Annotated in this window: 8 protein-coding genes; 3 read left to right on the top strand and 5 right to left on the bottom strand. The window is 63.0% G+C overall.

Going from position 1 to position 12,443, the window contains the following annotated elements; translation table 11 throughout:
- Positions 1-37: 37 nt before the first annotated feature.
- Positions 38-1,174 carry a hypothetical protein gene (locus tag ACTJKE_RS00815; RefSeq protein WP_440659873.1) on the bottom strand — a complete coding sequence of 379 codons (1,137 nt, stop codon included), beginning with the start codon at positions 1,172-1,174 and terminating at the stop codon, positions 38-40.
- A gap of 329 nt (positions 1,175-1,503) precedes the next feature.
- Between ACTJKE_RS00815 and ACTJKE_RS00810 the strand changes: the two genes are divergently transcribed.
- The gene (locus ACTJKE_RS00810; RefSeq protein ID WP_058320429.1) at positions 1,504-2,112 is read left to right on the top strand and encodes a PRC-barrel domain-containing protein; all 609 of its coding nucleotides are present in this window, start codon (positions 1,504-1,506) and stop codon (positions 2,110-2,112) included.
- 81 nt (positions 2,113-2,193) lie between these two features.
- Here the strand turns inward: ACTJKE_RS00810 and ACTJKE_RS00805 are convergent, their stop codons facing one another.
- A complete protein-coding gene (locus tag ACTJKE_RS00805) occupies positions 2,194-4,242 on the bottom strand; it encodes an NADH:flavin oxidoreductase (protein ID WP_058325447.1) in 2,049 nt (682 codons plus the stop codon).
- Positions 4,243-4,281: 39 nt separating this feature from the next.
- Positions 4,282-5,832, bottom strand: coding sequence for a trimethylamine methyltransferase family protein (locus ACTJKE_RS00800; RefSeq protein ID WP_440659874.1), 1,551 nt, complete (start codon positions 5,830-5,832; stop codon positions 4,282-4,284).
- Positions 5,833-5,924: 92 nt separating this feature from the next.
- Between ACTJKE_RS00800 and ACTJKE_RS00795 the strand changes: the two genes are divergently transcribed.
- Positions 5,925-6,863, top strand: a complete 939-nt coding sequence (locus ACTJKE_RS00795) for a LysR substrate-binding domain-containing protein (protein WP_093232032.1) — start codon at positions 5,925-5,927, stop codon at positions 6,861-6,863.
- A 5-nt stretch (positions 6,864-6,868) separates the two neighbouring features.
- On the opposite strand, the gene ACTJKE_RS00790 is transcribed toward ACTJKE_RS00795, so the two are convergent.
- Both ACTJKE_RS00790 and ACTJKE_RS00785 read right to left on the bottom strand, forming a co-directional pair.
- A complete protein-coding gene (locus ACTJKE_RS00790; protein ID WP_057251098.1) occupies positions 6,869-8,176 on the bottom strand; it encodes a putative bifunctional diguanylate cyclase/phosphodiesterase in 1,308 nt (435 codons plus the stop codon).
- Positions 8,177-8,486: 310 nt separating this feature from the next.
- Entirely contained in the window at positions 8,487-10,211 is a 1,725-nt protein-coding gene (locus ACTJKE_RS00785) for a response regulator (protein ID WP_440691040.1), read from the bottom strand.
- A 378-nt stretch (positions 10,212-10,589) separates the two neighbouring features.
- Between ACTJKE_RS00785 and mutL the strand changes: the two genes are divergently transcribed.
- Positions 10,590-12,401, top strand: a complete 1,812-nt coding sequence (mutL, locus tag ACTJKE_RS00780; RefSeq protein WP_058325443.1) for a DNA mismatch repair endonuclease MutL — start codon at positions 10,590-10,592, stop codon at positions 12,399-12,401.
- The last annotated feature ends 42 nt before the right edge of the window (positions 12,402-12,443 follow it).

The raw sequence follows: 12,443 nt of genomic DNA, 5'->3' as shown, positions 1-12,443 counted from the left end.
AAGTGTTCAGATACCCCGCCACTCCGGCGGGGTATTTTTATCCGGCAAGCGGATGCGAATTGAAGGGGCGTGTTGCAGCCGATGCCGTGACGGGCGAACGCAGACGCGACCAGATCTGAACGCCGTAAAGCGCCAGACCAAGGGCAATGAAGAACTCCTTGTATTCGGTCGGGTCCCAGAGCCGAACGAGCAGTGAAGCCTGCAGGATAAACAGCTCCTGGATGGCAACAATCAGGACGGCGCCGATCGTCAGCACGATGAACTCGCGCCAGTGACCCGCCTTCAACGCGATATCCGCAATCACCAGCAGCATGATCACGGTCATCATCACCATCATCTGCGTCGGCAGTATGCTCCAGTTGTCGCTGTTGAAGGCGGCCATAGGCGCACTTGCCACCAGCACGAGCACGCCCGGCGCGAAGGCGTCGAGCCGGCCAAGGCTCACGCCCTTGCGAAGGTGGAGCCAAATGAAGGGCGCAAGCGTCAGCAGCACGAAACTGCCGGTGTAGTAGAGCAACTCGGAAAAGCCGGTTGAAATGTTGTGCAGGTTCAACTCCTGCTGCTTGTTGACGGCCAGGAGCCCTTCCGGCGTTGAGATGCCGAAGATGCGCTGCATCCAGGATATCTCCTCCATGCCAATCACGAAGAAGCCGGCGCTCAGAAGCGCCGCGGCGCTTGCGGCGATCCACGCAAGCCGCTCTCCCCCGGCGAGGGCTGCACGAAGCTGGCCTGTGGCCGCTGCGGCAAGGAACCCGCTGACGATGAAGATCAGCAGGGCGGACGACCACTCGATCAGGCCGTCCTCGCGCGCCAGGACACTGAAGACGTTCGGATCGATCGCGAAGACCAGTGCCATGAGCGTCGCAAGCGTCCATGTCGCCACGCAGATCCACAGCTCGCGACGCGAGGCCAGCCGGAGCACCGGCTCTCCGAGCCTGGAGACATCGCGGGTGAACCCCTGAACCGCGGCGAGCGACAGGCTGAGCGCGACCCAGGCATGCCAGAGGTTATAGGGCTGAACCTGAGGCGCACGCTCGGAAAAATAGCGAGCGCCGAAAAGGTTGCGCTCGATGGAAACGAGAGCGGCCATCGCCAGGACAGACAGGAGGGAGACCGAAAGAAAGCGCCGCGGCAGAAACATGGTGATGTCGTCCAGGATGACAGGACGAAGCACCTCTGCGTTCTATATCCTGTGTTCAGGGAAGTATCTGCAAGAACAATCAAGAATCCGTCAACGAATAGAAGACCATTATAAACCTCTAAAATACCTGAGTTCAGAATATAAAGACGATTCCCGTGAAAAATTGGCCGGTAATCTCCCGCTAAGTTCCAAAGGACATCGGGGATGAACGCAAGTGCGGCCTTACCCATTGAGATTTTGACTGTTTTTTCCGGAACCGTTTGGGCGCTTAGGCGTTGACGTCATATCACCGGTGCGGTGGATCTGGCGACAGCAGCCAGGCCCGTACCTTGATCTGAAACGTCAAGGAAAGGCAGTTTGACATGACTAAGAAACTCGTAACAACCGTCGCGGCTGGCGCGCTCTTCGCGGGTCTTGCTGTCGCCCCGGTAGCTTACACCCAGGATACGACGCAGCCTCAGCCCGACCAGACGCAGACCATGCAGCCGGCACCGACCACGGAAGCTCCGGCTAACGAGGCTCAGACGACGACGCCTCCGGCCGCAGGTGAAGCACCTGCCGACGTCGCGAAGTCGGATGCCACCTATCTGACCGAGCAGGCGAGCGACCAGATTGCAGCCAGCACCTATATGGGCCAGACCGTCTACAATGCCGGTGACGAGAGCATCGGTGAGATCAACGACCTGATCATCAAGAAGGATGGTGCCGTCGAGGCGGCCGTGATCGGCGTCGGTGGCTTCCTGGGTCTGGGCGAAAAGAATGTTGCGGTCCCGTTTGATCGCATCGCGATCGCCGAACAGCCCAATACGGACGCATTGAAGCTGACAACGACGGAAACCGCCGACACGCTGAAGGCGGCTCCGGAGTTCAAGACAAAGGCGCAGCAGGTGGCCGAGCAGAACGCCAACCAGCCGGTTGACACCTCGACGACCTCTTCGACGGGCACGGCACCGGCTCAGCCGCAGCAGTAATCAGTATCAGGCTGTCTTCAGTGCACCTACAGAGAGCGGCGGTACCCATCGCCGCTCTTTCCTTGTTCAAACGGGCTTTGCTCAGACGAGCACTCCATACCGAAGGGCGTCATAGATGCCCGCATGGATGTTGCGACTGGACACGGCGTCGCCGATCCGGAACATGTCGAAGCCGGCCGCGGGGTTTCGCTGCGGGATCGGGTTCTCCCCGCGAAGCAGGGCCTTGTAATCGACCGCGCCCAGATTGCGCGACAGCGGTTTCAGTTCACGATAGAGCTCATCCATCGGCAACGTACCGTGCTCGACCACGACCTGGGCCACGCGCCGTTCGACGACGGCTTTCTCAGAGAAGTCCGACCCCAGCGTTGCAATCAGCCCATTGCCGTCGCGCCGAACGGATCTGAGCCGCGTGTTGATCGTCACCCGCACATTCTTCTCGGCGAAGGCGGCCGCATAGGGCACATGGTTCATGCCACCGATCTCCGGCGCGAACATGCGCTCGGGCGAAACGATCTCGAGCTCGACGCCGGCACGCGCGATCAGTTCGGCAGCCGTCATGCCGCTATGGGCACCGTTGTCGTCGTAGAGCAGCACCGGGCCTTCCGGCTTCACAGCTCCGGCTATGATATCCCAGCTCGACACGACGAGGTTGTCGCCTGCATCGAGCGCAGGATTTTGCGCAATACCGCCGGTCGCCACCACGACGAGATCAGGGGCACGTTCCTCTATGTCGTCCACCCCGGCAAAGACGTTGTAGTGGATTGGAACGCCCAACCGCTCCAGCTCGGCCAGCCGCCAGTCGATGATGCCGATCAGTTCGCGGCGCCGCGGATTGCGCTGCGCCAGCAATATCTGGCCGCCGGCTGCTCCCGTCGCCTCCAGCACCTCGACCTGGTGGCCGCGCTCGGCAAGCACCCGGGCAGCTTCGAGCCCAGCCGGACCGGCGCCGACGACGACCGCCTTGCGTTTCGGCCCTTCGCTCTTCCGGATGACGTGCGGCACGATCGCCTCGCGCCCGGTGGCCGCATTGTGGATACAGAGCGCCCCGCCGCCTTCATAGATACGGTCGAGACAGTAGGTCGCGCCAACGCAGGGACGGATTTCCGCCTCCCTGCCCTCTTCGATCTTCCGGACGATATGCGGGTCGGCGATATGGGCGCGGGTCATGCCGACCATGTCGAGCTTGCCTTCGGCAATCGCGTGGCGGGCGGTCGCGACATCGGCGATGCGCGCGGCATGAAAGACCGGAAACTTCGTCGCCGCCCTCACCTCGCCGGCGAAATCGAGATGCGGCGATGCGGCCATGCCCTGGATCGGAATGACCTTGGTCAACGGCGCGTCATGATCGATATGGCCTCGAATGATGTTGAGGAAGTCGACCCTGCCGGAACCCGCCAGCCGCCGGGCGATTTCGATGCCCTCCTCCTTTGAGAGCCCCTTGTCCCAATCCTCGTCTGCGACCATGCGGATGCCGACGATGAAATCCGCGCCGACGGAGGCGCGGATTGCGTCGAGCACCATGTTGGTGAACCGCAGCCGGTTGTCGAGCGAGCCGCCGAAATCGTCGTCACGATGGTTCGTCGCCGGTGACCAGAAGCCATCCATCAGGTGGCCATAGGCCTCGAGCTCGATGCCGTCGAGGCCGGCGGCCTGCATGCGCGCGGCGGCCGCCGCATAGTCGCCGACGATACGCTCGATATCCCAGTCCTCGATCTCCTTGGGAAAGGAGCGGTGCGCGGCTTCACGCACCGGCGATGCGGAGAGAACTGGCAGCCAGTCACCCTTGTTCCAGCCGGTGCGGCGCCCGAGATGGGTGAGCTGGATCATCACCGCGCAATCATGCTCGTGACAGTCGTCGGCGATCTTCTTCAGCCACGGCACGATCTCGTCCGAATAGGCGTAGAGATTGCCAAAAGCCGGCGGCGAATCCTCAGACACGATCGCCGAGCCCGCGGTCATCGTCAGCGCCATGCCGCCCTTGGCCTTTTCCAGGTGATAAAGCCTGTAGCGATCCTTCGGCATGCCGTCTTCGGAATAGGCCGGCTCGTGCGCCGTCGACATGATCCGGTTCTTGAGCGTCAGATGCTTGAGGCGATAGGGCTGGAGCAGCGGGTCTTTCGATAGTGTCATTTCATATTCCTTGAGACGCGACGGATCGTGCCGGTTTCGTCAGTACCAGGCATCCGCCATGCTCTCCTTGCGGCGCGTGACATAATCGATCAGCGCCTCGTCGAGCGCCACGTCCAGCGGCGGCGCTTCGTATTCGGCAAGCGTCTTCTTCCAGGCGCGGTTGGCGCGTGTTGCCATATCGGTCTCGCCCTCCTCGACCCACTTCTCGAACGGTTCGTTGTCGGAGAGCGCCGAATCCCAGAAGGCCGTCTGGTAATTGCGCATGGTGTGATCGCAACCGAGGAAGTGGCTGCCGGGACCGACCTGCAGGAAGGCGTCCATCGCCAGCGTGTTGTCGTCGACGACGACGCCGGCGAGATAGGAATGCAGCGCGCCGCAGAAGTCCGTGTCCATGACAAACTTCTCGTAGGACATGGCGAGCAGCCCATCGACGAAACCGGCCGAATGCAGAATGAAATTGGCGCCGCAATGCACCGCCGACAGCATCGACATCGCGCCTTCCTGCATCGCCTGCGCGTCGGGCAGCTTCGAATTGGAGAAGTTGCCGGCGCAGCGCAGCGGCAGGCCGAGCCGGCGTGCGAGCTGGCCGACGACCATGCTGCCGATCGCCGGCTCCGGCGTGCCGAAGGTCGGCGAACCCGAGCGTAGCGACATGGACGACAGGAAATTGCCGAAAATGACCGGTGCACCCTTGCGTTCGAGCTGGGTCAGCGCACAGCCGGCGAGCGTTTCGGCATAGGACTGGGCGATGGCGCCGGCATTGGTGACCGGCCCCATGGCGCCGCCCAGAATAAAGGGCACGATGACCGCCGCCTGGTTTGCGCGCGCATAGGCGCGCAACGATTTCGTCATCGTCCCGTCCCAGACCAGCGGCGAGTTGACGTTGACGTTGCCGAGGATGACGCAGTTGCGGTCGACGAAATCGCGGCCGAAAAGAATGCGTGCCATCTCGATCGAGTCCGCGGCCCGCTCTTCGGCCGTGATCGAACCCATGAAGGCGCGGTCGGAATATTTGATGTGGCTGTAGACCATGTCGAGGTGGCGCTTGTTGACGGGCACATCGACCGGCTCGCAGATAGTGCCGCCGGAATGGTGCAGCCATGGGCTCGATTGCGCCAGCTTGATCAAATTGCGGAAGTCCTCGATCGTGCCGTAGCGCCGGCCCTTGTCGAGATCCATGACGAAGGGCGACCCATAGGCCGGGGAGAAGACGACGTTGTTGCCGCCGATCTCGACATTGCGGGCGGGATTGCGGGCGTGCTGTGTGAACTGCCGTGGTGCCGAGGCGACGATTTCCTTGAGCATGCCGGGCTCGAAGGTTACGCGCACGCCATCGATCTTGGCGCCGGACCGCTTCCAATGGTCGAGCGCCTCGGGGTCGTCGCGGAACTCGATGCCGACCTCGGCAAGGATACGATCGGCGACCGCTTCGATACGCAGCAGGCTCTCTTCGCCGAGGATATCGTAGGTCGGGATGTTGCGGACGATGTAGGGAACGCCGAGGCTTCGGCCCGCGCCTTCGCGCCGTTGCGGTCTTGAGCCCCGCGTCCGTCTCGGTGCCGCCTCGCCTGCTGCCAGTACTGTGTCCATTTTCACATACTCCCATCACCTGAGATGATGCTATTGACGAAAAATTCCATTGTAACGCTGGAAAAATTCGAGCCATGCGATAAGCATGATTTATGGAAAACCTGCGCCGCCTGCTTCCCTCCGCCGCCAGCCTCATCGTTTTCGAGGCGGCCGGCCGTCACCAGAACTTCACCCGAGCCGCAAGCGAGCTCGGCATGACGCAGGCGGCGGTCTCCTACGCCATCCGCGGCCTCGAAGACCAGCTGGGCGTGCCGCTGTTTCACCGCGTGCACCGGGCGGTGGAACTGACCGAGGCGGGGGAGAAATTTCACGCCGACGTGTCGGTCGGTCTGTCGCGCATTCAGAAGTCGGCGGAGGAAATCCGCGCCAAGGGCCGCGAAACCAACGTAACGCTTGCGGCGTCGACCGCCTTTGCCTCGATGTGGATGCTGCCGCGCCTCAACCGCATGCGCGAGGACCTGCCGGAGATCGACCTCCGCATCCAGACGAGCGTGCGCGATCTCGATCTTGAGGAGGATCCGATCCCGCTCGGCATCCGCGGCGGCGACCCCAGCCACTGGCCGCGCTATCATGCCGCCCAGCTCGCCGAGGAGGTCGTCAACGCCGTCGCAACGCCGGCCTATATCGAGGAGCACGGGCTGCCGGGGACCGCAGCCGACCTGCAGCGGCACAACCTCATTCATCTCGAGGAACCGGTGCGACGGGCCTGCGACTGGACCGAATGGTTTGCGAGCGCCGGCCTCACCTATCCCAAGCAGGCACGCCGCCTGACGATCAACGATTATGTTCTGGTCATGCAGGCGGTGCTCGCGGGCGAAGGCGTGGCGCTCGGCTGGGAACACCTGATCAACCCGCAGATCCGCTCCGGCGCCCTGATGCCGGTCGCCGGACACGTGCTCAAGACCGGTCTCGCCTTTTATGTCGTCTGGCCGCGGTCACGCGAACTCAACGCCCAGGCAAAACGGGTCCGCGACTGGTTGTTGGAAGAGGGGCGGCGGGATCGCGTGGCGCTCTCGGGAACCGGTGAATAGACCGATCAGGCCTGGACCGAAACACCGCTATAACGATCGGAAAGGTACCGCATCGTCGCCACGGCATCGGCCGGTTTTCCATAGAAGTAGCCCTGCCCGAGGCCGCAACCGAGCGCCTTCAGCTTCAAGGCTTCGGAAAAGTCCTCGATGCCTTCAGCGACGACTTCCAGTTCGAGGCCCTCGCACATCGAGACGATCGCCTTGATGATGTGTTCCGAAGCACGGTCGGCGGAAATGCGCGAGACGAAGGCGCGATCGATCTTGACCTTGTCGAAAGAAAAATCGCGAAGGCGACCCAGGCTCGACTGCCCGGTGCCGAAGTCGTCGAGCGAGACGCGCACGCCGGCGGCACGCAGTTCCGCAACGATCTTCTGGGCGATGTCGGCATCGGCCATGACAGCCGTCTCGGTGATCTCCAGTTCCAATCGCCTGGGATCGAGGCCGATCTGATGGATGATCGACAGCAACCGGTGGCTGGTCGCCGGATCCATGAGCTGCGCCGAGGAAAGATTGAAGGAGAGGAAAAGCTCCTTCGGCCAGGAGAGCGCCGCATGCGCCGCCTTGCGCAACAGCACTTCAGCGAGAGATTCGATAAACCCGCGCTCCTCAGCAAGCGGCACGAAAACAGCCGGGGAAACATAGCCGAGATCGGCGTCGCACCAGCGCGCCAGGGCTTCGAAACCGACGACTGCATCATTGCGCAGATCGACGATCGGCTGGAAATGCACGTCGACCTCATTGGCGATGATGGCATTGCGCAGCGCCTGCTCGAGCTGCGTTGCGCGCTTCATTTCCTGAGCGATTTCCTGCGAATAGACGGTGATCTGGCCACGGCCGCGCCGCTTCGAACGATAGAGTGCTGTATCTGCGCTCTTCAGCAGATCCTCGAACACTTCTCCGGCAAAGGGGTAGACCGCAAATCCGAAGGACGCGGACAGACGCACATGGCGGTCGCCGAGATCGAAGGGCGCCGACAGCACCTCCTTCAACATCTGCCCGACCTTCTCCGCCCCCTTGCGCTCGAAGACGAGCGGCAGGACGAAGGCGAACTCGTCACTTTCCGAACGGGTGATCGTCGCCCCCTCGGGCGCGCAGGCTTTCAGCCGGTAGGCCACCTGGCAGAGGATCTCGTCACCAGCCGCCGGCCCGAACAGGTCATTGATCGGCTTGAAACCATCGATATTGGCAAGGCCGATGGTGAAGGGCGCGGGATCGCTGGCACGCTCCCTGGCGAGATCCAGCACGGTCTGGCGCAGGCATCGGGAATTACCGAGCCCCGTCAACAGATCGACGTTACCCGTCACGGCGGGCATCTCGAGGCCGATGCGATGATAGGGGGTCTCAACCGCCGTCATTGCCGCGTCTCCGCAGCTCGGTCAGCAGAATGCGGGCGACGACGCTCCGCTGCCGGCGAAACCGCACGCCACGGCGCGAACCGGCAATGTCGTTCCGACACGGTCCGGACATGGGCAACGGGATGGGCGTAATGCATTCGGGCGGGCTCTACACTTTAACGGCAATTTGGTGCAGACGATCGCAATCGGCGGTTAACAATCCGATATCGCTCTGCTCCTAGATCTGCCATTAGCCTCCCCAATTCTAGCGAGTTGACACGTCTTTCATTCAACCTGCCGTTCGCATCGCCTTTGCCGGCATGAATTTTCTAAGCACCGCCTCGATCATGTCGGGGCTCACGGGCTTCATGATATGGTCGTCCATGCCCGATGCCTTGCACTGCTGCAGGTCGATATCCAGCGCCTGCGCGGTGACCGCGATGATCGGCGTTTTCTGCCCTCTGGTATTTTCTGCCGACCGGATGGCGACCGTGGCATCGAAGCCGTTCATGATCGGCATCGAGACGTCCATCAGCACCAGAGCCGGTTGCAGTTCATGCCAGAGCTCGACGGCCTCGCGGCCGTTGGCGGCGATCCGATGCGAGACGCCGAGCCCCTCCAGGATTTGCGTGAACACGAACTGGTTGATCTGATTGTCTTCGGCAACGAGCACGTCGACCTGTGGCGTCGGCGGCGGTGCAGCAATCCCCTCGCCTTCAAACGACAACGACCAATCGGGCTGCAGCGTCGGAGACGCCGGAGTCCGCTCGGAGCAGACGCGGAACACTTCGGCCAGCACCGCAGCGCCGTCCTGCTGCGCGGAAAGCGGAAGGACCGGGCAATGACGCCAGGCCGAAACGATCTGCTGTCTCTCGGAAAACGCCAGGTCGAGCAGCAGGACATCGAGCTTGATGCCGACGTCTTCGACCGCATGTCCGAAGGCACGAAGCTCACCTGCATCGCGAACGGCGCAGGCGTCGAGCCCGGACCCACGCAGGCGCGCGACGAGCCGGTCTTCCATCGCCCGGTCGGCCGTGGCAACCAGGACACGAAGTCCGCGGGCCGGCAAGGTCTCGATCATCGATCCCGCTTCCACGAGTTGCTGGACGTTCAGCGCCCGGAACGGGTCGTAGAAATTCTGCGCGGCAGCGAAGATGCTGTAATCGCGGATCTGCAGGCCGACCTCGGCCGGAGGTTCATCGCTACTCTGATGCAAGAGGGCAATATCGGTCACGTCGTTCATACAAGTCACGACGAAATGACGGCCGGGCATGCCGACGCGGTACTTGCGCGTGAGCACCCAGAGATCGCTGCCATCGGCGCGCACGATGTGCTCGGCCTGCGAGTATGGCTTGCCGGTCTCGAGCACCATCCGGTCGGACTGCTCGAAACGTTCGGCAAGCTCGCTTTCGACCAGATCCCAGGCGGAACGGCCGAGAATGGCATCCTGCTGCAAATCATGGATCAGGCAGAAGGCCTTGTTGACGGCGATATAGTTGAGATTGCGATCCTTGACGCAGATCGGATTGGGCTGGGCATCGAGGATCTGTTCGGTCAGCTCGACGCGCTCTAGGTCCGTCTGAAGCTGTTCGTCGCGCTTCTTCTGATCGGAAACGTCGCTGATCGACAGGATGCCGATGCCGCTCGATAGCCGACGCTTGCGCATCGAAACCCAGCGGGTACGGCCGGCGCGCTCGACGCTTTCGTAACGTTCGCGCCAGTGCAGCGCCATATGCTCGGCAATCCAGTCCTCGCGATTGGTGCGGCGGCGGCTGCTTTCCGGAACGGTGCCCGGGCGAACGCCGGTGTCATAGACGGCGCCGAGAAAATCTCGCAGACGCGTGCCCGGCATCAGGATTTCCGACGGCACAGGGAAGAACTGCAGCATCGTGCGGCTGGCGAAGAGAATGGTGTCGTCTCGACTGCAGACAAGCACAGCGATGCCGAGTGCGTCGCAGCTCGACTCCAGAATGATCCGGTTGATGTCCGCGCCGTTCGACGCCCCATCGCTCATTGCGCTGTCCTCACTCGCCTACCGCATGCTTCAATCGTCCCCGATCTGAGGAAACATGCGGCCATTCACAGTGCTACAGCGACCTCAGCGCGCCCAGTAGGACGCGCGGCGCTGCGGCGGCGGTTCATTTCGGGACATGCTGGGAAGGCCTTGGCAGGCGTCTCTTCGAGCGGCGGGAGTACGGCGTCCAGCTACGCCGCAATGCTCAAAAGACAAAACCCGTGATCATTCAGGTTGTTGTGGAAAATCGCAGCAGAGTGTTAAGGGGCGATTAAACCGCCCGCTCATTTTTCCGCAACGAAGACCGCGTTCATTTAAGGCCGCGGACGAGGCGCCATTTCCCCTTTCGTTTCCCAAGCGAATCCGGGAAAATGGGACATGGCCATCAAGCAACTTTCAGAAACCCTCATCAACCAGATCGCCGCCGGCGAAGTCATCGAACGCCCCGCCAGCGCCGCCAAGGAACTGATTGAGAACGCCCTCGACGCCGGCGCCACGCGCATCGAAATCGCGACCGCAGGCGGCGGCAAGACGCTCCTGCGCGTGACCGACAATGGCTCAGGCATGACGCCGAACGATCTCGAACTGGCGGTGCGCCGGCACTGTACGTCGAAGCTCGACGACAGCCTGTTCGACATTCGCACGCTCGGCTTTCGGGGCGAGGCGCTGCCTTCGATCGGCTCGGTCGCTCGCCTCTCGATCACCACGCGCACGGCCGGCGCCAGCGAAGGCGCGGTCATCGCCGTCACCGGCGGCAAGACCGATCCGGTCCGCCCGTCGCCCGCCAATACCGGCACGGTTGTCGAGGTCCGCGACCTCTTCTTCGCGACGCCGGCGCGGCTGAAATTCATGAAGTCCGAGAAGGCGGAAGCGGCGGCGATCTCCGAGATCGTACGCCGCATGGCGATCGCCTTCCCGGCGGTCCGCTTCGTGCTCTCAGGCAGCGACCGCTCGACGCTCGAATTCCCGGCGACCGGCGACGATCGTCTGGCGCGCATGGCCCAGGTGCTCGGCAAGGATTTCCGCGACAACGCGATCGAGATCGATGCCGAGCGCGAAGATGTCGGGCTCACCGGCTTTGCCGGCGTGCCGACCTACAATCGCGGCAACTCGCTGCAGCAATATGTCTTCGTCAATGGCCGCCCGGTGCAGGACAAGCTGTTGCTGTCGGCGATCCGCGCCGCCTATTCCGAAACGATCCCGAGCGGCCGCTATCCGGTCGCGGTGCTGTCGATCGCGCTCGACCCGGCGCTCGTCGACGTCAATGTGCATCCGGCGAAATCCGATGTGCGCTTCCGCGACCCGGGCCTCATCCGAGGTCTGATCATCGGCGCGATCCGCCAAGCGCTGACGCGCGAAGGTGACCGGGCGGCAACCACCGGCGCCAGTGGTCTGATGCGGGCCTTCCGACCGGAGTCCTATCGGCCGCAGGCGCCGTGGACGCCGGAAACTTCGCCATCACGACCCATGCAATTCGAGACGGTGAACGGCCGCTTCTCCGAACAGCCGCAGGCGAGCTTCGCCGCCTTTGCGGCACCATCGGCACGGACTGGCGCCCCGTCCGAGCGTGAGGCAGCGGGAGCGCAGCAGGAGACACCGGCACCGCCATCCTTCCCGCTCGGCGCGGTCAGGGCGCAGCTCCATGAAAACTACATCGTCGCCCAGACGAATGACGGCCTCGTCATCGTCGACCAGCATGCCGCCCATGAGCGGCTGGTGTTCGAGGCGATGCGCACGGCGCTGCATTCACGGCCCGTCGCGGCGCAGGCTTTGCTGATCCCGGAAATCGTCGATCTGGCCGAAGACGACTGCGACCGGCTGATGGCGCATGCGGCGGAGTTCGCCCGCCTTGGCCTTGCCATCGAACGCTTCGGCCCGGGGGCGATCGCCGTGCGCGAGACGCCCGCGATGCTCGGCGAAATGGATGCCGTCGGCCTGGTGCGCCAGCTTGCCGACGAACTTGCCGAATGGGACACCGCCAACGGCCTGACAGGCCGGCTCGAATATCTTGCGGCGACGATGGCCTGCCATGGATCGGTGCGCTCCGGCCGACGCATGCGCACCGAGGAAATGAACGCTTTGCTGCGGCAGATGGAGGCGACGCCCGGCTCCGGCCAATGCAACCACGGGCGGCCGACCTATATCGAGCTCAAGCTTTCCGATATTGAACGGCTGTTCGGCCGAAGCTGATCGCGCGCGGCGGCGAAATGCGGCTGGCATTTTGCCGGATGG

Origin of the sequence: Ensifer sp. 22521 (genome assembly GCF_052044795.1) — a bacterium.
Classification (GTDB): Bacteria; Pseudomonadota; Alphaproteobacteria; order Rhizobiales; family Rhizobiaceae; genus Ensifer.
This window is presented reverse-complemented; position numbering and strand designations above follow the sequence as displayed.

Coding starts and splice junctions, on each gene's coding strand:
- ACTJKE_RS00785 (WP_440691040.1), bottom strand. CDS start 10,211: ATGAGCGATGGGGCGTCGAACGGCGCGGACATCAACCGGATCATTCTG.
- ACTJKE_RS00805 (WP_058325447.1), bottom strand. CDS start 4,242: ATGACACTATCGAAAGACCCGCTGCTCCAGCCCTATCGCCTCAAGCAT.
- ACTJKE_RS00795 (WP_093232032.1), top strand. CDS start 5,925: ATGGAAAACCTGCGCCGCCTGCTTCCCTCCGCCGCCAGCCTCATCGTT.
- mutL (WP_058325443.1), top strand. CDS start 10,590: ATGGCCATCAAGCAACTTTCAGAAACCCTCATCAACCAGATCGCCGCC.
- ACTJKE_RS00800 (WP_440659874.1), bottom strand. CDS start 5,832: ATGGACACAGTACTGGCAGCAGGCGAGGCGGCACCGAGACGGACGCGG.
- ACTJKE_RS00810 (WP_058320429.1), top strand. CDS start 1,504: ATGACTAAGAAACTCGTAACAACCGTCGCGGCTGGCGCGCTCTTCGCG.
- ACTJKE_RS00790 (WP_057251098.1), bottom strand. CDS start 8,176: ATGCCCGCCGTGACGGGTAACGTCGATCTGTTGACGGGGCTCGGTAAT.